Raw genomic sequence first — 24,648 nt, 5'->3', positions numbered from 1 at the left:
CAATAACCAAACATAACCTACTATGAAGAAATTGCATCAAACCATTCGGAATATTCTGGCATTAAAACACATTGCTCTATTCAATGTTATTGGTCTCACCATAGGAATGAGTAGTTTTATACTTATTGCTATCTGGACTTATACGCACTTTTCATACGATAAAAACTTTGAGCACCACAACGAGGTGTATTTAATTCGGGGAATGGAAAATGATTCGCAAGAATCGGATTTGGTCGTTCCCTTCCAGTTAGCCGGATATATTAAAGGAAAGTATCCCGAGGTTGATGCAGTCGTTTCCTATCAGTATTGGCCCGATAGAACCAAGATTCAGGCTGGTGAAACAATATTGTATGAAGAGATAAATGCGACTGAACAGGATATCTTAGAAATACTGGATTTTAATTTTATCACTGCTAAATCTAATTTGTTCGATGCTTCCAGCGAAATTCTTATCTGCGAATCATTAGCCAATAAATTATTTGGAAGTATCGATTGCATTGGTAATAATTTGATTGTATCTGATTCAATTAATGCTACCGTTGCCGGTGTTTATAAAGATTTTCCGTCCAACTCAACTTTTCAGCCAACTTCAGTTTGCTTGTTCGAACTGGATGAAGACCTATTTAAACCTTGTACCGAGTGGAATAATTTCTGCTATTATTCTTTGGCAAGGATAAAGAGCAATGCTTCCATTGCTGCTTTAGAAGAAAAGTTAAATGTGGTATTTCAAAATGACCATGAGTTTGATATGACCTTATCGTTTTATCCGCTCGATAAAGTGCATCTGAATCATCCTGGTGAAGAATCGCTTCTTGGACATGTACTTTTGGTTTTTTCAAGTGGAGTATTGGTGTTAATCGTTTCATGCCTCAATTTTGTTAATCTGTTGGTGGCCAGTTTTGGGCGACGAAAAAAGCAAATGGCTGTTAAAGGGTTTCTGGGAGCGACACGCTTTAATTATATATTGGATTGTTGGTTAGAGATAGGCGTTTATGTTGTATTGGCGTTATGTTTTTCCATTTTAATCAGCATTCAGGCTTTACCGGTTATCTCGCAGTCCTTTCAACTAAATCCACTCGAAGTGTTTGGCATCAATTGGTTTATTCTAATGCATATAGCCATCGCATTTCTTATTACGCTGATTGTGTCTCTGTATCCAAGTTTTTATTATGCCTTCAGAGCTAAGCAAAAATTAGTAAGCAATACCAATATTAATTCTACACGGCCCACAATCGGAAAGGCTTTTATCGTTTTTCAGTTTGGCATTTCAATCATAATATGCATTGCCGCCTTTGTGATGCAACGCCAGCTAAACTATACATCGAACAGAGATAAAGGCTATAATCCAGAAGGTGTAATAGTGGCCGAATGCTGGGATTATCCAATACAGGAAAAAAAGGTGGCCATCACTGAATACCTTTCTTCCAATCCGCATATTCAATCGTTTAGCTTCACCAATGGCAGTTTCGATGGTTTAGGAAGTCGCACGACAGGTTTTAACCGTGTTGATGCCGAAGCGAACCAGAAGGAGCTGTACAAAGTAATGTACAAAAGTGATGAGAAGCTTTTCGAAACCATGCAGGTAAAAATGCTGGCCGGACGCACTTTTATACCCGAAAAATTCAATGAGTCAAAAAGTGTTATTATCAATGAAACCTTTGCCAGCGAATTAGGTGGTGTTGACAGTGCTCTGGATGTACGTCTGAAAAATTTTGAAGTATATCAGGTAGTAGGCGTTTGCAGCGATTTTTTATTTGAAGATTTTTACACCGCAGTTGAACCTTTAGTCATTCACTACAACACCAATAGAACCTATCATCTTTTAATTAAAACAACCGTAGATAAACAAATGGAAGTGCAGGGAGATGTTAGTGCCTTTCTAAAGAGTCAATCCGATGGGCCATTTACCATCAAACCTATGAGTTTGCTGGTGTCGGAAATGTATTTGAAAGAAGCGAGTCAGCAACAATTGATATTTATTTTTGGCCTTCTTACCATTATCGTTAGTTGCCTCGGCTTGTTAGGTTTAACTTTTTTTATTATTGATACCAAGACCAAAGAAATCGGCATCCGCAAAGTGAACGGTGCTAAAGTATCAGAAGTATTGATGATGCTCAATAAAGACTTTATCAAGTGGGTGGCCATCGCTTTTATCATTGCCTGTCCCATTGCCTGGTATGCCATGAATAGTTGGCTTTCTAACTTCGCTTATAAAACCGAACTAAGTTGGTGGATATTTGCTTTGGCAGGTTTGGTAGCCATGGCTATCGCACTCATTACGGTTAGCTGGCAAAGTTGGAAAGCTGCCAGACGAAATCCGGTGGAATCACTCAGGTATGAGTAAAAGTCTATCAATCTAATTGTCTAACATCTATAAGTCTATACATATGATTACACTCAACAACATTTTTAAATTCTACAATCACAAGTCGCAGAAAGCATATATATTAAAAGATATAAATATTACCATTGGCGAAGGCGAGTTTATCAGTATTATGGGGCCATCGGGCGCTGGTAAATCCACTTTACTCAATATTATTGGTTTACTTGATGAAGCAAACGAAGGTGAATATCATTTTTTTGACGAGAAAATGACTTCCTTAAAAGAGAAAAAGCGAGTAGAATACCATCGCAACTTCATGGGTTTTATTTTTCAGGCCTATCATCTGATTGATGAGATGACTGTTGCCGAAAACATTGAAACGTCGCTGGTCTATAAAGGGGTTAAGTGCAAAGAGCGTCAAGCCATTGTTGCCGATATTTTAGACCGTTTTAGTATTGTTGGTAAGAAAGATTTATTTCCGGCACAATTATCTGGTGGGCAACAGCAATTGGTAGGTATTGCGCGCGCTATTGCGGCAAAGCCTAAACTATTACTAGCGGACGAACCAACCGGTAATCTTCATTCAGAGCAAGGGCGAATGATAATGAACCTTCTCAAAGAACTAAATGATGAAGGAACCACTATCATTCAGGTGACACACAATGAGGAATTTGCCAATTATGGTAAACGAATTATCCGTTTGAAAGATGGTCGAGTGGAAAAAGAGTCCGTTGAAGCAATTCTATAACAGTCAAATTTCCATACGTTAATGATGAAAGGTGTGAAAACGAAAGTGCTAAGCTTAGCCCTACTCATATTCTTATCTTCCTGTCAGCTGTTATATCGCGAAGTAGCATATTACCAGGCTGATATTACTGATTATAAAATTTTTCCTTATACCGAGGTAAATACGGGTGACAAACCTTATCACTTTCTTGAAGCGAATAATTTAATTTTCGACACGCTCAAAATTACTTATGGGAAAGATTCATGTAAACTACTTAATGAGATTCTGGAACCGTCAAGCACACATGCTTTTGTGGTGATTAGAAACGATAGTGTTTTGTTCGAGAAATATTACGAAGACTTTCAACGTGATGATATTTCTACCTTCTTCTCAGTATCTAAGTCGGTCACTTCCTTGCTCATAGGCATTGCCATTGATGATGGCTATATCCATGATGTTAATGACCCGATTACCAAATATATTCCTGAATTAAAGGGCAGAGCGCCGGAGTATGAAAGCCTGACAATACAGCATTTGTTGGATATGCGTTCGGGAATGAAGTATAATGAGTCTTACGGTAATCCATTCGCAGACATGGCTAAATTGTACTATGGCAGAAACCAGTTGGGTCAACTTAAGCGCATGGAGTTTGAGCACGAGCCGGGCACAGTGCACGATTATCAGAGTGCAAGTACTGCTTTACTAGGTATCGCCATTGAAAAAGCAACTCGTAAAGAGTTGGGCAAATACCTCGAAGAAAAAGTGTGGATACCAATGGGCATGGAAAACCGAGCTACCTGGAGTTTGGATGATAAACGACACCGTTCAGCCAAAGCTTATTGTGGACTCAGTGCCACTGCCATTGATTTGGCAAAAATTGGTCGTTTGTATTTAAACAATGGCAATTGGAATGGACGGCAAATTGTATCGAAAGAATGGGTGAAAGTGGCAGCCATTCCCAAAATTGAAAATGAAGGCTACCGTAATCAGTGGTGGAGTATCGATGGCAATGGCGTTGATAGTCTGGGGAATCGTTATTTTACGGATTCGATTGCGGCTGTCGCCAATATGAGCGAAGTATACAAAGACAAATACCAACACTTTAAAGTTTGGAAAGACACTAAAGCACCTGAGGCTTCTAAACCATGGCGAATAACTGTCTACACCGATTGTTATTTTGCTCTGGGTATAATGAAACAAGTACTCTATATTGATCCAAATAAAAACCTGGTGATGGTGCGCTTAGGTGCCACAGGCGACAGTGAATATTTTAATCTGATGTATACCATTGATAAGTCACTCTAAAATTGCGAATAAACAATACCTGAGGAGCAGAATGTAATTGAATGAGAGCTGGTATTATCCTTCCCACTGTATCAATAAATACAATTCATCGCTTAAGGGTAAATAAGCCTGATCATAGCAAAGGTGGTAGGCGGCGCCTTTTTGTGTGATGTAGGTGCCTGTAAAGTAGTTAAAGTCAAAACCTTCCTGTAATAGTTTTGAGCGTTTGACTTTTGTTTTACCTGATTGGTTTAGCTCCTGAAGAATAGAATAGTTCTTTTTTAGTGTGCGATTAATCTTTTGCACCAGAGCATTTTCACTACTGTATCTTCGGTTATTATAACTATTGCGGCACTGGTCGGAGCAGAACTTTTTATCGATACGGCCAATAATCGGATCATTGCAAACGGGACATAAACGTTTTTCAGACATAAGGGATGGTTTTGTAAGTATCAGATATGTAAATATATAACCGTTTTTAAGCAATTGCAAACGGGTTTAAACGAAACCTAAACAACTCTAAATAATTAAAAACCGACTTCTGCATTAATGTTGCCACACCTTTGTTTCATCAATTTAATATTCATTTAAAAATACTAGTCATGGCAAATTTAAGGAACAGAGTACAGTTAGTAGGGAACTTAGGAATGAACCCTGAAGTTAAAGCATTTGATAATGGTCGTAAATTGGCAAAATTCACATTAGCAACTAATGAGAATTTTAATAGTGCAAACGGGCAGGAACGAACGGAAACACAATGGCACAATATTATTGCCTGGGGCAAACAGGCTGAAATAGCACAAAAATACCTTCAGAAAGGCAACGAAGTGGCCATTGAAGGGCGATTAACCCACCGTCAGTATGAAGATAAAAATAAGGAAACACGTTATGTTACCGAAGTGGTTTTGAGTAGTTACGTGCTTTTTCCGGGTATGAGAAAATAAGTTGTGGTAGGACTACCAAAGTAGTAAACATACGGGTGTGGATAATTGTTAATGTGTTAATATTTAATAGAGTAAAGCTGTGTTGTTATGTTTTGCGAATCCACACCTGTTCAACGTTTTTTTAGGTTTGTTCTTGTTATTACTTATGCATTGGCTAATTGTATGAGTAGTGCAGGACAAAAATCGGATACAATTAGAGATGTATGGATTGAAAGCATGAGTGATCAATTGGCATTTGATATTTCATTAACGAATCTTTATGACGTTTTTGAAGTGCAAACAAACAATACCAAATTAACACTCTACCCTAATACACCAACAAAGCTTGGTCTTAAACTCAACTACAGATTTTTATCAGTGGGCTTTAAAGTATCACCTGATTTTCTCCCATCTAATGGTGATGAGCAGCTTAAAGGTAAAACAAAATCAATCGAGATGGCGACCTCTTTCATCTTCTCTCATCTGTTTTTTAATCTTAATTACTTTAAAGTGAAAGGCTATTATCTCGAAGATTCGGAGGGTTATGGCGAAAGAACGCCTGATGAGCCATATATACAGTTTCCCGATTTACACTATAAAGGGTTTTCAGTGTTATCGGGCTATTACAATAATACCCGATTCTCATTTAAACACCTAACCACACAAACCGAGCGTCAGTTGAGAAGCGCAGGTAGTTTTATGCCTGTTTTAAACTTTCGCTATTACAGCATTGATGATAAGTCTGCAGCCGTTAATACTCAGAAAACTAGCAATATTGAATTGGGCATAGGGCCCGGTTATGCACATACATTTGTTATTAATGAAAAATTTTATGGCTCGCTGGGGATGTTAACAGAGTTTGGGGTTTTAAAAACTAAGCTGACTACACGTCTGTCTTCCGGTGATACAGTGACAAAACAGAATAATATTATATTAGGCTTTCAGGCAAGAGTTGGATTAGGTTATAACAACAAACGATTCTATTCAGGTCTTTATGTAGATATGAAGGGGATGCGATATGAGCAAGAACATACAACAGCAGTCAATTCAGAAGCCAGAGCTTTTTACCGCTTCTTTATTGGTTATCGCATTAGTGCCCCATCTTTTATTAAAAAGCCCTTAGAAAAAATTGAAATATAAAGTAGTTGTTGCTCTACTGTTAAATATTTTCCAACAGCCTGAATAATTCTTCATGTTTACTGAAATACAAAACAATTGCGGTAACAGTTATTAAAGCAGATAAAAACGTTGCTATGTAATAAAGGAGCGTTAATAAAATAACTTTAATCGGCTTTATTTACCTGAAAAACTGGGCGTAACACCATGTCAGATAGGAAAAATAAATGATCTGAAATATCCATCGAAGACTACTCAGTTCAATATGTTCTTTAATAAGAAAGAGGCATAAAAAAAATACGATGCGAATAAGAATTGTATGTCCGGTGATATAAATATTCAGGATAGCATGTTCGATAATTCGATATCCCTGTTTTTTGAAAATGACATACGATAAAACGGTTGTAAGTGGAATTAATAATAATGAAGAGATGGTATAATGGCTATATATTGAACCGATGATTTGTTCTCCTAAATTCCTAAACTGAGTTGAGCTGGTTTGATAGAGCTCCGCAAAATTGGGCTCAAAAAAATGATATAAAAGGCCAAATATCGAAGCTGTTATAATAAGATAAGCTATTGGACTTGTATAGTTAACTCTTTTGCCTTCAATAAAACTTCGGATTGAATACCCTGGCCGCAACGATAACTGCATAGCGGTAAAAAACACACCGGAATCAAAATTAAAAACTCCTTCAATCAGGTCTTTCCAGATAAAAGGGGCATTAAGTCTGTGTTCAATGTGTTTTTGACCGCAATTATTGCAGAAATTACCTTCGAACAACATTCCGCAATTACGACACTTAGTAGGTTGTATTGGTAGCGGTTCTGGCATTGTGTTATTCGATTATTTCACCGATACTTCCACTTTATAATGGCATTTGCGTAATTCCTCAGGTAGGTTACGTAAATCTGCAGTATTAACCTCTATACTGGTTGAGTCAACACCTTTTTCCTGCAACAGATAGTATGCAATTAGTTCGTTACGGTTCATTAACAGCTTTCTGAATTCATCATCCAGTTGGTTTTCACCAATTAGTTGACGACATTTTTGTTCGATTGCCATATCAGGTGCTTCCGCAACTTTTGAATTAACATAGCTCACAAATTCCTCATCATTAATATCAAGACTGTTAAGCGCATCATTAAAAAGAGCAATCTCTTCGGGCGAGCCAGTTGGCATTTTTTCTGCCAGGTATTGTTTCTTAGCCGCATTAACACCTATCGCAGATTTTTCTTCATCGGGGTCGGTTTGCTGCTCAAATGAAAATATTAATTGAGGCTTCTTTTCAGTGATATGAGCAATTTTGTCTAATATTTCGCGCTGTGCCGTTTCCAACGAATCTTGTGCATAGGGCATTGGGATGCTTTCCAATTCTTCGGGACGTGTGCCAACCAGATTGCCCAATGCGTTAAAAGGCGATGCAGCGACTTTAACCAGTAGGTTAGAGAAGGCTTTCCACACCAGCTTTCGCACACTAAAATTCGGGTCAGATGGATTACCTTCAACCGGCATATGTATTGTGATGACATCTTTGGGGTCTTTCATCAGGTATAAACCTAATTTTACTGGTGCTTTCACCTGGGGCTCGTGCTTTGTCTTACTACCAATTTCCAATTCATTAATGACAATGTCGTTGTTATTCATCATATGAGTAGGTGTCATTTTAATACTCAGGTCGTAATTAAAATCGCCTTGAGTAATTGGGCGCGCTATATGATATTCGGTATAAGGAGAAAAGCTCATGAGGCGAAGATGTTTCACCTGTGCTTCCATGTCGAATATTTCCGGATTAAGCATGTTGATGGTTGACTTTCCACTGACCGTACCCTGATCATTCATATTAATAGAAAAATGAACCGGAACAGTTTCAGCATCTTGTGTAACATCACTTACATCGACCGTTATTTCTTTAAAATCGTAGTGGAAAGGGCGATACAAGGTATGATCTGTGAAGATGATTTCCCCCTTGCTAATTGCCAGTTTATCTACCCGAAATTGCATTTTACTGACCGTTGAGTCAGTTACTGCCTCTTTGGGTTCAATTTGAGTACTGTCAGTTGTCTCCAAAGGCAATAGCATGCGTTCGATATTACTCATGTCTTTATAGAGGCTGGCAGTAATAACTGGTTTGTCAATTAAGACTTCCGATATGCGATAGTTTTCATTGGCCACATCAATAGATTTTAAGCCAACCTTTAGCTCATTAACACTAAAAACATCATTGCCATCCAAATCCCATAATCTGAACGACTCGATGCTTGATTCACCATTTACAAAAATCTCATTGGTTCGTTCAATACTACCTTTAATGTTAAGGTTGGTATTGAGAAAGCCTTCAATGCCACCTGCATCAATTGCGTCTTCCACATAACTTGATATATCTTTTAACTCTAGTTTTTCAACTCTGAAATCCACATTGTAATCCTTTTTTAACTGATCAACGTGTGCCCCGACAAATACTTTTCCCTGCTCACCAAACTCAAACTCAATACCCACATCGGATGATTCACTGTTCCATGCTATCAAAGGAAGGTTAAGCGATACATCATCTAATCGTAATTTATTATCAACGGTTTTGTCATAAAAGCTAACATGACCATGTAATAGTTGTATGTTATGAATAGCGAAACGGAATGGCGAACTGGAGGTTGTGTCAGTTTCTTCAACAGAGCTTGAATCAGCTGGAGGAATTAAATCATCGAAGTTAAAGCCATTTTCATCCTGAATGACATTAACAAACAAACTATCAAGCGAAATGGTAGAAAATGAATATTCATTACCCAGTAATTTGGTAGGGTCGAAGTTGATGTAAAACTCTCGAAAGCCGGCAAAAGTATCGGTTTCATTCGTTTCATAAACCATCAGGTCAGAGGCTCGCACAGCCACCCGAAAATAATTGATACTTAGGTTACTCAATTCAATTTTTCGTCCAACCAGCTCTTTACTGTTATTGTTGACGTAATTTCGAATAAATGTAGAAAGGAAAAAAAGTAAGAGAAAAATAATAAGGGCCAGTGCCATTAGCACATAGTACCTTTTCTTAATGTGTTTCATAATAATGGTTAGGGGTTAAAAAATTCATAAACGTCTTAGTGTAAAAGTACAACAAAACAAATTAAGAATTGATTGAAATTTTTGAGTTTTTTTTCAGTTGATGCAACCCTTCTTCAAGCCGTATGTCTTTAAAAGCAAATTAACTAATCAATCATCAAGTCATGTTTTTATCAAAAAAATGGGCACTTTGTGTCGTGGGAATGCTATGCCTTTTAGCGAGAGCCAATAATCCATCGGCTGATAACATTATCAGGGGAAAGGTGGTAGATGAAGATACACAAATGCCATTGGTTGGAGTAGCTGTTTTTATTAAAGATTCAGATCCGGTCATTGGAACGATAACGGATGTTGATGGTAATTTTGCCTTCGAACCAATGCTGGTCAAGCGCTACAATTTACGCTTTCAGTTTTTGGGTTATGAGCCGCTCGAATTACCCAATGTGTTGCTTTCAGCCGGTAAGGAAGTAGTACTGAAGATTGAAATGCGCGAAGCTATTACTGGCTTGCAGGAGATTAAAGTGACCGGTACACAACAAAAAGGTCAGGCTGCTAATTCGATGGCGATGATTAGTGCCCGTTCTTTTAGTGTCGAAGAAACCCAGCGCTATGCCGGTGGCTTTAATGATCCGGCGCGTATGGTGGCATCGTATGCAGGTGTAATAGCCGATCCAACAGGAAATAATGAAATCATTGTAAGAGGTAATTCACCGCGAGGTTTGTTGTGGCGTATTGAAGGGGTGCCGGTGGCTAATCCCAATCATTTCGCCAATGAAGGGGCTACTGGTGGTGCCATCGGCATATTGAACAGTTCGATATTAAGTAACTCCGATTTTTATACCAGCGCATTCCCGGCCGAGTTTGGCAATGCTGTCTCTGGCGTGTTCGACATAGATTTGCGAAAAGGCAATGACCAAAAGCGCGAGTATGTTGTTCAGGGTGGCATCTTAGGTGTGGATGCGGCTGCAGAAGGTCCCATGGCAAAAGGCGGTTCTTACCTGGTGAATGCTCGTTATTCATCTTTGGCTTTGTTGAAAAATATGGGCGTGAAAGTGGCAGGTGAAGCAGTGCCTCAATATGGTGATGCTTCGTTTAATATTAATCTGCCCGGCTGTAAAAAAGGAAAGTTGCAACTATTTGGGGTGGCAGGTTATAGCTATATCACAGCCGATGAAGAGGACTATAAGCAGGATTTTGAAGCCGATATGTGGGTGACAGGTTTGAATTACTTGTGTCCGCTAAACGAACAAACCTATTTAAAGTCAAGCCTATCGTACACCGGAACGTTTAATAAGTGGTATTACGAGGAGTTTATTAAGGACAACGATGCCTATGAGTTTAGAGGGCGCGATCGTTTTGTATACCATACGCTACGTGTTGGCAGTGAACTGACACATAAACTCAACTCAAAACTGACCTTTAAAGGAGGAGCTTTCTATAACCATCAGTTTTACGATATGAATATGGTTATTTTCGATGATGATCTGCAACAGCTGTATACATCGCTCGATGATAATGGTTCGGCAGGTTTTATTAATAGCTATGCCAGTGTGAAGTGGCGTCCTGCATCCACATTAACCGTTAGTGGAGGCGTTCATGCCCAGTACATGAATATCAACAGCCATTACTCCATTGATCCACGTATTGGATTACGTTGGCAATTTAGGAATAACCAGGCCTTTACAGCTGGTGCCGGTTTGCACTCAAAAGCTGAAAATACATCCATTTATCTGGCGCGCACTTTATTGGAAGATGGTAGTATACATCAATATAATAAGCAGTTGGAGTTGATGAAATCGTTGCAATATGTAGTGGGTTATGAAAATCGAATTCATCGCAACCTGCTCTTTAAACTCGAAGCCTATTACCAGTATTTGTACGATGTGCCGGTTGAGATGGAAGAAGGGTCTTCATATTCGATTCTTAACGATATGTCGGGTTATATTACGGAGCGCCTGAGTAACGATGGAACTGGTAAAAATTACGGATTGGAAGCGACCTTAGAGAAGTACCTGAGTAATAATACCTATTTCTTGCTAACCAGCTCGGTGTTTGATTCAAAGTATAAAGCCTTTGATAAGAGGGAACGTAACACTCGCTTCAACAATGGGTATGTTATTAATTTTACCGGTGGGAAAGATTTTCCGATAGGTCGGGAAAAGGATAAGACTTTAGGTGTTAATCTGCGAACGGTTGTTGCCGGTGGTAATTATTACTCCCCAATCGACGCGCAGGAATCGTTTGATAAGGGTTACACAGTACGTCCCGATGAAACGGCCTTTAGTAAACAGCGTGATGCTTTTTACAAGGTAGATTTGAAATTGAGTTACCGCATTAATCGAAAAAGAAGTACTCAGACGCTTGAGTTGGATATTCAGAATATCAGCAATGCCCAATCGGTTGTATACGATTACTGGAACAACAATAAAGAAAACGTGGAAGAAGGATACCAATGGGCCTTGTTTCCGGTTATCAACTATCGCATTGAATTTTAATTGATAATTGTCGGTTAGGTGAGCTCTTCAACATACCAGATGGGTTATAGGATGTTGAAGAGCTTTTTGTATCTGAGTTTACAAAGTTCGTTTTAACAGATGAGGTCGTTCGTTGTGCAGTTTTACAATCAATTCACCAAACAGGGTGTTGGCCCAGGCAAACCAATCGCGTGTATACTTCGAGGCATCATCCTTATGGAAACTCTCGTGCATAAAACCTGTACCAGCATGAGTTTTTTTGAGCATGGTCAGGCATTTGGTAATTTCATCGTCATCGGTGCTGGTCATTGCACGCAGGATAATGCCCATGGGCCAGATGTTGTCTTGTCCGGTATGCGGACTAGCCTGGCCTTCAGTTGCTTTACCCTGAAGAAAGTAAGGATTGTTTTTGCTCAGTAAGAAGGCTCGCGTGCGTTTGTACAAAGCATCGCTGGGTTGATGAGCGCCCAGGTACGCCAACGACATCAGCGATGGTACATTGGCGTCATCCATAAAAACTTTGTTGCCAAAACCGTCCACCTCATAGGCATAGATTTCGCCGTAATTCATGTGTTCAACAATGGCATATTTTTTAATGGCTTTGTCCACTTCATCTGCTAAAGTCTGGCATTCATCAGCAAAAGCATGATTATGAATGATGTTGGTGTGGATGTCAGCCATTTGGCGTAAACTTAGGACCGCAAATACATTGGATGGTATCAGGTACGGATACAATGTGGCATCATCCGAAGGACGAAACATAGAACAGATGAGTCCAACAGGCTTCACCGGACGACCCAAGCCCCAATGAACCGGACTGTCGAGCATCTGACCAGTAGTGCGATTGAAGGTATATGGTGTTGTGCCATCTTTGCGCTGCTCAGCTTTAAAAGTTTGCACTATTAGGCGCGATGCTTCTTGCCAGTCCTCATCAAAAATGCTTGTATCGCCGGTAATTTGGTAATATTCATTGGCTAAGCGAACAGCGTAGCAAAGTGAGTCAATCTCCCACTTTCGCTCATGGATGCCTGGCAGCATCTTGGTTTTGTCACTCTTCCATTTCGAAATTTTGGTGACATCCTTATAAAAAGCATTGGCATAAGGGTCGAGTAAAATGCATTTGGTCTGACGAAAAACCAAGCCTTTAATTAACTCGCGCAGTTCCTTATCCTTTTTTATGAGTGGCATGTAGGGCCAAACCTGAGCCGTACTGTCGCGCAGCCACATAGCATCGATATCGCCTGTGATAACAAATGTATCCGGTTTGCCATCGATGTATTCAAAGTCGATGGTGGTATCGAGTGTGTTAGGAAAACAGTTTTCGAATAACCAGGCCAGCTCTGTGTCGGCCATATCGGATTTAACTGTTTTAATGAGTTTATCTACCGATTGACTGGTAAAGCAGCGCTTTTCTCTAACTGGACGCATCGATTTAAAATCGATTGTTTTATCCGTAGCAGCCATAACTGATGGAGCAATAAGTGCTCCACCCATCAACAGGCTCGATTGTTTAATAAAATTCCTTCTTTTCATGTAGTTAGGTTTGGTTGAGTTTTATTTTTGATTCGTCATGTAAAACTCCAGTTTACCACCTTGCATTAGCTGCTGATGCGTAAAAAATGGTTGTTCCAATTGTTTGCCATTAAGCAGGATTTTATCTACATACATGTTCTCTGCTGAGTTATTGTGCGCAATAATCTCCAGCTGGCCAGCTGGCACTTGAATAATGGCTTTGTCAACCATTGGGCGCCCGGTGGTATATGTGGCATCGCCGGGACAAACCTGGTAAAATCCTAAAGCGCTCATGACGTACCAGGCTGACATTTGACCGCAGTCTTCGTTGCCAATAATTCCGGCTGGTTCTGGTAGATAGAAGTTGCGCATAATCTGGTCTAAGCGCTCATTGGTCTTGTAAGGTGCATTGGTCCAGTTGTAGAGGTAGGCCATGTGGTGACTGGGCTCGTTACCATGGGCATACTGCCCAATCAACCCGGTTATATCACCCGAGGCGTGCTCGCCTTCAATGGTTGAGTCGGTGGTGAACAAAGTGTCGAGCATGGCTTCGAATCGCTCCTTCGAGCCGTATAATTCAATCAACTGCTCATTGGCATGAGGCGTGAAGAAACTCCACTGCCAGGCATTGCCTTCCACGTAGTCGCTTTTTTCGTGGCTTGAATAACGCGGGCGGAAGGGTGTTACCCACGAGCCATCATGGTTTTTGCCGCGCATCAAACCCGATGCTTCGTCGAAGTAATGTTTAAAGTAGTTGCTTTTGTCCATAAACTCTTTTTCTACATCTGAGTTACCGGCTGCTTTTGCAATCATCGCCACACACCAATCGTAATAAGCCATTTCCAAACCATAGGATACCGCTTCAGCAACAGAATCGCTAGGTACCCAGCCCAGGTTTTCTTTAAAATAGATATGGCGCGACATTACTTTCTCGGCGAATGTGCCTTTGTGTTTTTTTACAAAATCAGGGCGCCAGGTTGCAGATTGGACAGATGCTTCCAACCACTCAGCTAAATCATCAGGTGCTAAACCTTTAGCAACAGCATCGGCCAATACCGAAACAGCAGGGTAACCTACCATGGTGCCGGTGTAATTGCTGGCCAAAGGCCACTTAGGCAGAATGCTGCCTTCGTGGTATTTCTGCACCAAAGCCTGACTCCAGATACCCGCTTTCTCGGGGTTGATAATGGTCATCAGCGGATGAAAAGCCCGGAAGGTGTCCCATAATGAAAAGACCGTGTAGTTGATGTGTCCTTCTGGTGCCTGATGAATCTGCTTATCCATGCCTCGATAACGACCATCGACATCTTGCCATACAAAAGGTGCCATCATGCTGTGGTAAAGCGCTGTGTAGAAATTGGTTTTAATGGTGTTGTCCTCCGACTCAATACGAATACCTTCGAGTTGATTTAGCCATTCACTTTGAGCTGTTTTATATGTTTCTTCAAAGCTCCAACCTGGTAATTCGGCTTGCATGTTTTGGGCTGCACCTTTCTCATCCACCGCTGAAATGGCTACTTTAATAAGAAGCGGTTGATTGTTGTTGGCAAACTTAAGGTGAACCTGTGCATTTACCGCTTGGATATTATTTGTGTCAATGCTCTTGTCGTCAATAATGACACGCTTTTCTTCAAAAGGTTCAGAGAATTCGATGCGGTAAGCCACCAGGTGGTCTTTGGCCCAACCCGTTGATTGCTGAACACCTTCGATGGTTTGATTGTCAACAATCGTGCAGGTGTTGCCGGTGATGGCATTGCCCCAATTGGCTTGGAGCACATGTGCCAGATTGAACATCACGTTGCGATCATCGGCTTGTCCAAATGAATACTTATGCAAGCCAACACGTAAGGTGCTGGTTAATTCCACATCAATATCGAAGTTCTGCAAGTAAACCGAATAATAACCGGGTGAAGCATGTTCGTCCTTTTTATTAAAAGATGCCACAGGTATGGACTCATCTGTATTGGAATAGGGTAAAAGCGCCACGTCACCTAAGTCACCAATGCCGGTGCCGCTTAAGTGTGTGTGACTAAAAGCATAAATCACGGAGTCTTCGTAATGATAGCCACTGCTGGCATCCCAACCGTCTAGATGTGTGTCGGGGCTTAGTTGCACCATGCCAAATGGTAAAGTAGCGCCCGGAAGAGTATGTCCATGAAAACCGGTGCCAATAAAAGGATCGATGTAACTAAGTATATCATCCTGTTGATTGACATTCGATTGGCAGCCTGCCAAAAGACCAGAAAGTAGTACGAGAGATAATAACGATAATCGAATTTTCATATGTGTTGTCCTTGATTTCAAGTGGTTATTTTAAAGCTCTGTTCATAAATTGTGAAAAGTAAAAATAGGCATGAATTGCGAGTTAAGCCAGCCGTCAGCCGTCAGGTAATTTCAATGTATCGAACTTAAAGGAGTTTTAAAATGGCAGTAAATCAGAGTGATGAGCTTGTGAGGTCGCTTGTTGGATGCTTTTTATCCTGAACATATGTCTCACTTATTTGATTGTCTGTTAACAATCTTTTAACAGGGTGATATTGAACCATTATTACAAACGTGCTGTTTTCTTCATAATTACTTACCAATAAAGTTATTAATATGAAAAAAGGAACACTATTACTAGCTATACTAACTTTTGTGGCAGTAACTCTAAGCTCACAAACAAAGAAAGTTGATATTGCCTTAAGTGAAATTATTTGGACAGGGGAAAAGGTAACAGGAGAACATACTGGTAAAATTGCCTTCAAAAAGGGCAAATTGGAGATGACTGATAAAAAAATTGTTGGCGGTGAATTTGTGATTGATATGAATTCTATAACCTGCTCTGATATTGAAAATAAAGATTATAACACCAAGCTGGTTGGCCACCTTAAGTCAGACGATTTTTTTGGAGTAGAAACCTATCCCGAGAGTTCGTTGAAATTGACAAAGGTAACGTCAAATGGCGATAAGTATGATGTGAAAGGTGATTTAACCATTAAAGGTAAAACACATCCTGTAAGCTTTAAAGTAAGCAATAGTGGTAATACATTCGAAGGAAAATTTAAGGTGGATCGAACTAAATATGATGTTCGTTATGGCTCTGGTCAATTCTTTGATAATCTAGGAGATAAGATGATATATGATGAGTTTGAATTAGCTTTTAAAGTTGTTGTTCTTAAATAATAACCTGCATTTGGGTTAGGTTAAAGTTGAGGGAGTCCGGCCATGGGTCGGGCTTTTTTTTGTTTAAAAATGTTAAAAATCATTTGACCAAAACAAAACTTTTACTTCATTTACACGTAAATAATGCCATATTGCTAGCTACATCCTTCAAACGCCAAAATCGATCAGTGTGAATAAATTATTGAATCTACGCTTAAAAAGTAAGCTATTGCTGTACATTCTTGCATCATTTACAATTATTTATGGTGTCACATTAGGGTATATTAGTATAAGCTTAAAGAAAAATGCTTTGGCTGACTCAAAAGCCATTATAGATGCTAACCTTGAAGCCTCATGTAATCTGATCCAGAACGATATTAACCAGGTGATAACGGCAGTTAATACAACACGCGATAATTACAACAATTATTTAGCGATGGATGAATCGTATAGAGATGAGGTATTTGATAGAATGCTCTTTGGATGGCTCGAAAATAACCCGGATTTATTGTCGACCTGGCAGATTTGGGAGATGAAGGCTTTGGATGAAACCTATAATATGAGAAACGGTCGTCGTCGTAATGTTGTTTTTCGCTTAGGAGGGCAATTAACCCAAACATCAGAGGATGTTGATATGAATAACGATAACCTGACCAGCCTGTATTATCAAGCCAGAAAGGCTAACAGTCCCAATATTTGGGATCCCTATTACGATGTAGTCACTAAAGAATTAGCAGGTATTTTAATGACATCAATTATTGCGCCTTTGCAAGATGCCAGTGGGGGGTTTCTTGGAATGGTTGGTGTGGATATTAACCTGAACGACATGTCGAAAATTATCTCCAGCATGGAACCATATGAGGGAGCTGTTTCGTATTTGGTTTCGCGCGATACAAGTATTGTGGCTCATACTAATGCTGAATTAACTTCAAAGAAACTTTTTGAAGCTATTCAGTATGAATCAGATGATTTTAAGAATGGACTACAGAAGACCTTAGAAAATTCCGATTATAGTTTTGAATACCTCAATCCATCAACCGATGTCGATTATTACGTGTCATTTACTCCGGTTCAATTTAAAGGGATAGAAACCACCTGGACTTTAGGAATTGAAGTCCCAAAGGATGTTATTCTGGCCAAAGCGAATGGTATCTTTTATCGAAGTATTTTAATTGGTTTCATAGGACTAGTCTTATTGTATATTATTGTGTACCTAACTGCTGGTAGTATTGTTCGTCCTATCATTAAAAGTGCATTAATATCGCGACAGATAGCCGATGGAGACCTAAATGTTGACATTGATGTTGACGACAACCAACAAGATGAAGCAGGTGATTTAGGGCGCGCGTTAAAAGATATGGTGGATAACCTTAAGAATATCATTAGTGAAATTGTAGAGAGCTCTGATGCCATTAATTCGGCTAGTGTTGAATTGGCTAGTTCATCTAATGAGTTATCAGCTGGTGCATCCAATCAGGCGGCTTCATCTGAAGAGATATCTTCATCGATGGAAGAAATGGTGGCGACCATTCAACAGAACAGTGCTAACTCGAAGCAAACAGAAACCATAGCACTCACTTCGGCCAATGGCATTAAAGAGAGCTTCGAAAGTTCGAAAGCAACGACCCTGTCAATGCAGAAAATTTCTGAGAAAATTACCATCATCGAAGAAATTGCCAAGCAGACTAATATTTTGGCTTTAAATGCAGCTGTTGAGGCAGCGCGAGCAGGTGAGCAGGGAAGAGGGTTTGCTGTTGTGGCAGCCGAAGTGAAAAAGCTGGCCGAGCGTTCACAAAAAGCAGCGATTGAAATTATTGACTTAACGCAGCATGGTGTTGAAGCAGCTGAAAAATCAGGACATCAATTAGAGGAAATTATTCCGGAGATAGAGAAAACCACCCAATTGGTGCAGGAGATTACGGCATCGAGCTATGAGCAGCAGAGTGGAGCAGAGCAGGTTAATAAAGCCATTCAGGAGCTAAACGAAGTGACGCAGCAAAACTCTGGTTCAGCGTCTATCTTTACAAATAACTCTGAACATCTGACGCAGTTAGCAGAGAAGTTGAAGGAAACCATTGCTTATTTTAAGCGATAAGAAGACTTAAATTTCAAATGAAAATACAAAAAGACCTTAAGGTGTTTGAAGCCTTAAGGTCTTTATTATATAGTGTCGTTAAGAAATTATACCGATTAAATATTAAAATACGGCTCATTTTATTGAGCAATCGGTATTATAAGCCGAATGCAGCTTTTACAGCATCGACGTAATCTAATTTCTCCCAGGTAAACAACTCAACTTCATATTCCTTCTCACCAAAATATGGCGATTCAAACGTTTTCTTAACCGTACGAGGTGTACGTCCCATATGGCCATAGGCTGCCGTTTCTTCGTACATTGGATTACGTAACTTTAAGCGCTCTTCAATAGCAGCCGGGCGAAGATCGAATACTTCTGCAATCTTAACAGCAATTTCGCCATCGCTTAAGTTAACTTTTGAAGTTCCATAAGTATCAACAAAAACGCCAACAGGTTTAGCAACGCCAATGGCATATGATAATTGTACCAGTACCTCGTCGGCCAAACCGGCGGCTACCATGTTTTTAGCCATATGACGAGAAGCATATGCAGCCGAACGGTCAACTTTACTAGGATCTTTGCCTGAGAAAGCACCGCCGCCATGAGCTCCTTTACCACCGTAGGTGTCTACAATAATTTTACGGCCAGTCAAACCAGTATCGCCATGAGGTCCGCCAATCACAAACTTACCAGTTGGGTTGACATGAAGGATGAACTCATCGTCAAATAAGGCCTGAACGCGTTCTGGTAATTGCGAAACAGTGCGAGGTATTAATATATGGCGTACATCGTCTTTAATTTTAGCCAACATTGGTTCGTCTTCGTCGAACTCATCGTGTTGAGTCGATACTACTATCGTATGAACACGCTTTGGTTGGTTATCATCACCATATTCAATTGTCACCTGGCTTTTTGAATCAGGACGTAGATAGGTCATTTCTTTGCCTTCGCGACGAATATCAGCCATATCCATTAATAAACGATGCGATAGTTCAAGCGAAATAGGCATGTAATCATCTGTTTCTTTCGATGCATAACCAAACATCATACCCTGGTCGCCGGCACCTTGCTCCATCTTCTCTTCACGCTCAACACCCTGGTTAATATCTGATGATTGCTCATGGATGGCCGATAGAACTCCACAAGAGTCACCATCGAAGCGATATTCGCTTTTGGTGTAACCAATGCGGTTAATAACACGGCGAGCTACTTCTTGCACATCAACATAGTGCTTTGAGTGAACTTCGCCTGCTAAAACAACCTGTCCGGTCGTTACTAATGTTTCGCAGGCTACCTTTGAATTAGGGTCAAAAGCCAGGAAATTATCCAATAAGGCATCTGAAATCTGGTCAGATACTTTGTCTGGATGTCCTTCAGAAACCGATTCTGATGTAAATAAATATCCCATATCATTTAAAATAAGTTCTGTAATACATATACTACAGATTAATCATTAAAAAAAGTTGATATGTGAAAAGGAGGGAAGTACAAACGAATTATGCGTTTTAGCACTTTTTTTAAGTGGTTGCAATCAGCCAAATCCTTCCACTTTTCACTTGGTGCAAAATAAAGGAATTAATAAAAAGTGTGCAAATTAATTAAGAGTAAATTGTCTGCATTAGATTTTTTGAGCGTATAAGGGTAAGATAATGAGAAATGTAGTTTGCTTTTTAAAAAATGAGTGGCATTTTTTTTAATAAAAAATTTGGAGGGATTTTAATTTGATATATCTTTGCATCCGCATTTGAGACGAACAAACACGTTCAAAGGCTCTAAGGTCCCTTCGTCTAGTGGTTAGGACGCAAGGTTTTCATCCTTGAAACAGGAGTTCGATTCTCCTAGGGACTGCTAAGATATAAAGAATAACAATTTTTAATTGTAGAAAGATGGCAAATCATCAATCAGCTAAAAAGCGCATTCGTCAGATAGAAAAGAGAAGAGTTCACAACCGTTACTATGCAAAAACTGCCCGTAATGCTGTGAAAGTATTGAAAGGTACATCTGAGAAAGAGGCAGCTCAGGAATTGCTTCCAAAAGTAGCTTCTATGCTTGATAAATTGGCTAAGAGAAACATTATTCATAAGAATAAGGCAGCTAACTTAAAGTCAAAGTTAACAAAGCACGTTAACACGCTTTAAGAATAAGTATACGGTCCCTTCGTCTAGTGGTTAGGACGCAAGGTTTTCATCCTTGAAACAGGAGTTCGATTCTCCTAGGGACTGCGAATAAAACTTTATGCCTAAATAATGCTTAAGGTCCCTTCGTCTAGTGGTTAGGACGCAAGGTTTTCATCCTTGAAACAGGAGTTCGATTCTCCTAGGGACTGCTCATAAGGCTCTTCAGTAATGAAGAGCTTTTTTCGTGTCCAATATTTACTTTCTCGCAAAGCCTCTTTATCTTTTCTGCAAAAAGAAAACGATGGAAACCTACCAACACCTCAGCATTAAAGAATGGGCATTGGAAGATCGACCGCGGGAAAAACTGCTCTATAAAGGATTGGCTTCTTTATCCGATGCCGAATTGTTGGCCATACTCATTGGGTCGGGCAGTGCTAAAGAAAGTGCTGTTGAACTTTCGAAGAAGATACTCCGCGATTGTCAGAATAATTTGAATACTTTGGGTAAGAAAACGGTGAATGACCTTAAATTATCATATCATGGAGTGGGAGATGCGAAGGCCATTAGCATTGTGGCATCGCTTGAATTAGGGCGACGGCGTAAGCTACAAGAAACAGAAGAACGTAGTAAAATCGCATCCAGTCAGGAAGTGTGTGATATTTTTCAGCCTATATTAGGTGATTTGCCGCATGAAGAATTTTGGGTGTTGATGCTCAATCGCTCCAATAAAGTGATTGCTAAAAACAAAGTGAGTCAGGGTGGTATCTCAGGCACCGTAATTGATGTGCGTTTAATCCTAAAATCGGCCATCGACCATTTGGCTTCGTCTATTGTTCTGTGCCATAATCATCCAAGCGGTAATCGGCAACCCAGCGAAGCAGATACCAAAATCACCAAAAAGATGAGTGAAGCAGGCCGAATTATGGATATTCCGGTGTTGGATCATATTATAGTGACCGATGATTCGTATTTTTCGTATGCAGATGAAGGGATGATATAAAGGCATGGAGTTTAAGTGGCTAAAGCGAAGTGAGATTGATGAGAAGAAATGGGATGATTGCATAAAGCATTCGGCCAATGGCCATGTATTTGCTCAATCGTGGTATCTGGATATTGTGTGCGACGATTGGCAGGGTGTTGTAGCCGATGATTATGAAGCAGTGTTGCCATTGCCCCTTAAACGAATAGGATTCCAAACCGTATATTGTCCCCATTGGACGCCCTATTTAGGTATTATAAACCAAAAGCCAATCAATAAAAAAGCGGCCTGGTTAATGCTTCAAACAGTTCCTTATTTTAATATTAATTTGGTGATGGGAACGCACAATAAACTGCCAGGAATGAAAGCGCTTAGGTGCGAGGCCAGAAAGTTTGCGGTGCTGGATTTGATTTCTGAAATCTCACGTCTGGAAAAGCGCTTTAAGCCCGAATTGAAGCCCATCATTGAATTATATAAGAAAAAGAAAATTAATGTTGTGCGGGCAATGGATGCTTCCGAATATTTGAATTTTGTCAATCGCCCTGGTGTTTATGCCAATGGCGATGAGTTGCCGGCTTTGCTTAAGATGATAAGTTTTGCTTTGCGCTACAAGAGTGCAGGCTTATATGCCGCCTACGATGAGCGAAACCAAATGGTTGCAGGGGCTTTTTTGTTGAAGTCTGATAAGAAACTTTCATTAATCCATTGTGGCGATTGTTCGAGCAATTTGGAGGCAGTAAAGGCTATTATCTTTCATATTTTGGACCACAATGCCGGTTCAAACTTAACGCTTGAATTTCCTTTTTATTCAGATGAAGTCGGGCGATTTTTCACAGCCAATGAGCATGTATGTTTGGTATACAAAAAAGGCTTACCCAAATGGATAAGCCTCTTTCACTAATAATCTATATTTTTAGGCACCCAACTCATCGTGCAATAAGAAATCTTTCACTTCCAGAAAGGCTTTTTCCAATCGAATCATTCGGTCAATCATAAACTTCATCACCTCGGGCCACTGCTCTTGCTGGTACATATCGGCAGGTGATAATTCTTCATACACGCGGCAAACATCTCGTCCTTCGTCTTTCGAGTAGAGATAATCCCATGTGAGTTCTCCACCATATTCCGATTCAAAAATAGACTTACAAGCTTCCAGTTTTTCGTAGAGTTGCAAACGACGATTTTCGCTGCGGTGGTTGATTTCCAATGCCACAATGGCGCGCTGACGATTGATGTCAAATCGAAGGTCTAAACCTTTGATATTGGTTTCGTCAAAAATCCATTTTATTTTTTTGCCTTTCTGACCCGGAATGCGTCGCGTACGATTTTCCAGTTTATGCCAAAATAGCTGTCGTATTTCTTTTGCCTCCTCTTTCGAAAACATGCTTATGCGTATTTAATCGTCGTTGGTTTTCTTAACCCCCGACTTATTACTAAGCAACAAAAATAGCAGATAAGCACAACCTATGCCAATTAAAAGCATACTGATTATTTCCATCGTGCCTTGTGTACTGTGTATCATTCCAAATCCGGCGATAATCATTAAAATGGCTACAACTGCTAGTTTTTGCTTCATAGTTAAGAGTTTAAAAAGTATAACGCATGCTTGCTGTTAGACGGTTGTTTTTATAATTGGTGGTGTCAATTGGTTTTGCATACTCATCGTATGAATCTCCATAAGCTGCCACTACATACATCCATTCAACACCAAACCAGATTTTAGGTGTAGCCATAAATCTTACGCGTGGAATAATTGAGTACATGCTGGCAATATCGCCACCAATGGTATAACCGGCTAATGGTTTAGCTTTGTCAAAGGCTCCCATGTTTTGTGAATAACCAAATAATACGCCTGGTTTTACTTTTTCGGCATTAGATTCAAAATCGGCCCAGTAAGCAAAATTGCGAAGAGCCGTGTATTCTCTCTCTGCCGTATCATTGTCTTTTTCTGCAAAACCACCAAGTACTACGATGTTAGTCATGCCTGCTGTAAACAGGGCAGAAGTTTTAAATGTTAATGGACCAAAGTCCTTTTTTACCGAAGCCGTAAAATAGCCACCTTTAGCTGTTTCGTCGGTTGCAACTTTAGCACCATTGCCATCATTGTAAATATTTGGGTCATATAAAGATGGCTTTAAAACTTTATAACCGCCCGTAAGCGCTGCAAAAAAGCCTTCTGATTTGTATTTCAATTGCAAAGCAGTTTCGGGTATCATTGAGTATTCAGAAGCTTCGTGCATTCCTTTGTCTAAAAAGTCGTTTTGCTTCATCATAAAACCAATGGCCTCAATTTTATCACTTAATTGATAGCCCAAGCGAACCATGGGTTGACGATTTAGTGGGTTGTAAGGTGTTCCACAGCTTAGATTGACAGTGTTAGCATAGTTTTCGGTAATAAATAATGGATGCCAGTACTGACCAACCAATAAGCTTGTTTTCTCCCAGTTAAGGCGTATAAAGGCATGGCGCAGGCGGAAGCCTACATCTTGGTGGCTGGTATTTTTATCACCTAAGAAATCGCCTTCGATAAAGGCAAAACTTTTGGCGCCAAAAATTTCAGGTCCGGAAACTCCGACATTGAAGCGGCTAAACGCAGCATCAATATCCGAATACGCTTTATCGTTTAAATCATTGCCTTCTGCATCCAGACTAGCTGGTTTTGGAAATAAATAGATGTTTCCGTTACGAGCGGTTGCACTTTGGCGTGTGTCCAGAAAGGCATTAACACCAACAAAACCATGTATTTCAACCTTAAAAGGTTTTTCTTCTTGAGCAATCACTAATGTAGTAATGATGGCTAACATTAGTGTAGAAAGAATTTTTTTCATTTTTATAATTATCCTAAGTTATGTTCCAATAAAAAAAACGATGCAAAGCAACAAAAAAGCACCAAGCTGTGCAAGTTGCTACAATGTAT

Annotated in this window: 20 protein-coding genes and 3 tRNA genes; 14 read left to right on the top strand and 9 right to left on the bottom strand. The window is 39.9% G+C overall.

Annotated elements, in window-relative coordinates; all coding sequences use genetic code 11:
- Nucleotides 1–22: 22 nt before the first annotated feature.
- Genes J1N10_RS11095 through J1N10_RS11085 form a run of 3 tightly spaced genes read left to right on the top strand, consistent with a single transcriptional unit; the run spans nt 23 to nt 4,355 of the window.
- The gene (locus J1N10_RS11095) at nt 23–2,344 is read left to right on the top strand and encodes an ABC transporter permease (RefSeq protein ID WP_262326773.1); all 2,322 of its coding nucleotides are present in this window, start codon (nt 23–25) and stop codon (nt 2,342–2,344) included.
- A gap of 43 nt (nt 2,345–2,387) precedes the next feature.
- Nucleotides 2,388–3,071: an ABC transporter ATP-binding protein gene (locus J1N10_RS11090; protein WP_262326772.1), complete on the top strand. Its 684-nt coding sequence runs from the start codon at nt 2,388–2,390 to the stop codon at nt 3,069–3,071.
- Between the two features lie 33 nt (nt 3,072–3,104).
- Nucleotides 3,105–4,355 carry a serine hydrolase domain-containing protein gene (locus J1N10_RS11085; protein WP_262326771.1) on the top strand — a complete coding sequence of 417 codons (1,251 nt, stop codon included), beginning with the start codon at nt 3,105–3,107 and terminating at the stop codon, nt 4,353–4,355.
- Between the two features lie 54 nt (nt 4,356–4,409).
- On the opposite strand, the gene J1N10_RS11080 is transcribed toward J1N10_RS11085, so the two are convergent.
- Nucleotides 4,410–4,766, bottom strand: coding sequence for a DUF2116 family Zn-ribbon domain-containing protein (locus tag J1N10_RS11080; RefSeq protein WP_262326770.1), 357 nt, complete (start codon nt 4,764–4,766; stop codon nt 4,410–4,412).
- A 170-nt stretch (nt 4,767–4,936) separates the two neighbouring features.
- Here J1N10_RS11080 and J1N10_RS11075 point away from each other — a divergent pair, with 170 nt between their 5' ends.
- On the top strand, nt 4,937–5,278 hold the full coding sequence (locus tag J1N10_RS11075; protein ID WP_262326769.1) for a single-stranded DNA-binding protein: 342 nt from the start codon (nt 4,937–4,939) through the stop codon (nt 5,276–5,278).
- Between the two features lie 87 nt (nt 5,279–5,365).
- Entirely contained in the window at nt 5,366–6,397 is a 1,032-nt protein-coding gene (locus tag J1N10_RS11070) for a DUF4421 domain-containing protein (protein WP_262326768.1), read from the top strand.
- Between the two features lie 157 nt (nt 6,398–6,554).
- On the opposite strand, the gene J1N10_RS21315 is transcribed toward J1N10_RS11070, so the two are convergent.
- Complete coding sequence (locus J1N10_RS21315) at nt 6,555–7,160, bottom strand: DUF3667 domain-containing protein (protein ID WP_410053445.1); 606 nt, start codon at nt 7,158–7,160, stop codon at nt 6,555–6,557.
- 60 nt (nt 7,161–7,220) lie between these two features.
- A complete protein-coding gene (locus J1N10_RS11065) occupies nt 7,221–9,431 on the bottom strand; it encodes a DUF748 domain-containing protein (RefSeq protein WP_262326767.1) in 2,211 nt (736 codons plus the stop codon).
- 161 nt (nt 9,432–9,592) lie between these two features.
- Here J1N10_RS11065 and J1N10_RS11060 point away from each other — a divergent pair, with 161 nt between their 5' ends.
- The gene (locus J1N10_RS11060; RefSeq protein WP_262326766.1) at nt 9,593–11,923 is read left to right on the top strand and encodes a TonB-dependent receptor; all 2,331 of its coding nucleotides are present in this window, start codon (nt 9,593–9,595) and stop codon (nt 11,921–11,923) included.
- Nucleotides 11,924–12,001: 78 nt separating this feature from the next.
- Here J1N10_RS11060 and J1N10_RS11055 read toward each other — a convergent pair whose 3' ends face one another.
- Both J1N10_RS11055 and J1N10_RS11050 read right to left on the bottom strand, forming a co-directional pair.
- The gene (locus J1N10_RS11055; RefSeq protein WP_262326765.1) at nt 12,002–13,435 is read right to left on the bottom strand and encodes a glycoside hydrolase family 125 protein; all 1,434 of its coding nucleotides are present in this window, start codon (nt 13,433–13,435) and stop codon (nt 12,002–12,004) included.
- Between the two features lie 21 nt (nt 13,436–13,456).
- Entirely contained in the window at nt 13,457–15,697 is a 2,241-nt protein-coding gene (locus J1N10_RS11050) for a GH92 family glycosyl hydrolase (protein WP_262326764.1), read from the bottom strand.
- A 315-nt stretch (nt 15,698–16,012) separates the two neighbouring features.
- Between J1N10_RS11050 and J1N10_RS11045 the strand changes: the two genes are divergently transcribed.
- Both J1N10_RS11045 and J1N10_RS11040 read left to right on the top strand, forming a co-directional pair.
- Nucleotides 16,013–16,579: a YceI family protein gene (locus J1N10_RS11045; RefSeq protein WP_262326763.1), complete on the top strand. Its 567-nt coding sequence runs from the start codon at nt 16,013–16,015 to the stop codon at nt 16,577–16,579.
- Nucleotides 16,580–16,748: 169 nt separating this feature from the next.
- Nucleotides 16,749–18,653, top strand: coding sequence for a methyl-accepting chemotaxis protein (locus J1N10_RS11040; RefSeq protein ID WP_262326762.1), 1,905 nt, complete (start codon nt 16,749–16,751; stop codon nt 18,651–18,653).
- Between the two features lie 136 nt (nt 18,654–18,789).
- Here the strand turns inward: J1N10_RS11040 and metK are convergent, their stop codons facing one another.
- Nucleotides 18,790–20,043, bottom strand: a complete 1,254-nt coding sequence (gene metK / locus J1N10_RS11035) for a methionine adenosyltransferase (RefSeq protein WP_262326761.1) — start codon at nt 20,041–20,043, stop codon at nt 18,790–18,792.
- 368 nt (nt 20,044–20,411) lie between these two features.
- On the opposite strand from metK, the gene J1N10_RS11030 reads away from it, so the two are divergent.
- From J1N10_RS11030 to J1N10_RS11005, 6 genes are all read left to right on the top strand, one after another.
- Nucleotides 20,412–20,483, top strand: a tRNA-Glu gene (locus tag J1N10_RS11030).
- Nucleotides 20,484–20,521: 38 nt separating this feature from the next.
- Nucleotides 20,522–20,773 (top strand): 30S ribosomal protein S20, encoded by a 252-nt coding sequence (gene rpsT / locus J1N10_RS11025; protein ID WP_262326760.1) that lies wholly within the window; start codon nt 20,522–20,524, stop codon nt 20,771–20,773.
- A 12-nt stretch (nt 20,774–20,785) separates the two neighbouring features.
- Nucleotides 20,786–20,857 (top strand) — tRNA-Glu (locus J1N10_RS11020).
- Between the two features lie 32 nt (nt 20,858–20,889).
- Nucleotides 20,890–20,961: transfer RNA gene (locus tag J1N10_RS11015), tRNA-Glu, on the top strand.
- A 92-nt stretch (nt 20,962–21,053) separates the two neighbouring features.
- Entirely contained in the window at nt 21,054–21,752 is a 699-nt protein-coding gene (gene radC, locus J1N10_RS11010) for a RadC family protein (protein ID WP_262326759.1), read from the top strand.
- Between the two features lie 4 nt (nt 21,753–21,756).
- Nucleotides 21,757–22,632: a hypothetical protein gene (locus J1N10_RS11005; protein WP_262326758.1), complete on the top strand. Its 876-nt coding sequence runs from the start codon at nt 21,757–21,759 to the stop codon at nt 22,630–22,632.
- Between the two features lie 12 nt (nt 22,633–22,644).
- Here J1N10_RS11005 and J1N10_RS11000 read toward each other — a convergent pair whose 3' ends face one another.
- From J1N10_RS11000 to J1N10_RS10990, 3 genes are read right to left on the bottom strand one after another with little or no spacing between them, the layout of a single operon-like run.
- The gene (locus J1N10_RS11000; RefSeq protein ID WP_262326757.1) at nt 22,645–23,115 is read right to left on the bottom strand and encodes a DUF4268 domain-containing protein; all 471 of its coding nucleotides are present in this window, start codon (nt 23,113–23,115) and stop codon (nt 22,645–22,647) included.
- Between the two features lie 12 nt (nt 23,116–23,127).
- A complete protein-coding gene (locus J1N10_RS10995) occupies nt 23,128–23,307 on the bottom strand; it encodes a hypothetical protein (RefSeq protein ID WP_262326756.1) in 180 nt (59 codons plus the stop codon).
- A 10-nt stretch (nt 23,308–23,317) separates the two neighbouring features.
- Nucleotides 23,318–24,559: a hypothetical protein gene (locus J1N10_RS10990; protein WP_262326755.1), complete on the bottom strand. Its 1,242-nt coding sequence runs from the start codon at nt 24,557–24,559 to the stop codon at nt 23,318–23,320.
- Nucleotides 24,560–24,648 lie beyond the last annotated feature (89 nt).

Origin of the sequence: Carboxylicivirga litoralis (assembly GCF_025499605.1) — a bacterium.
GTDB classification, from domain to species: Bacteria; Bacteroidota; Bacteroidia; order Bacteroidales; family Marinilabiliaceae; genus Carboxylicivirga; species Carboxylicivirga litoralis.
Note: the sequence above shows the minus strand (reverse complement) of the source record. Positions and strands in the feature narration are given on the sequence as shown.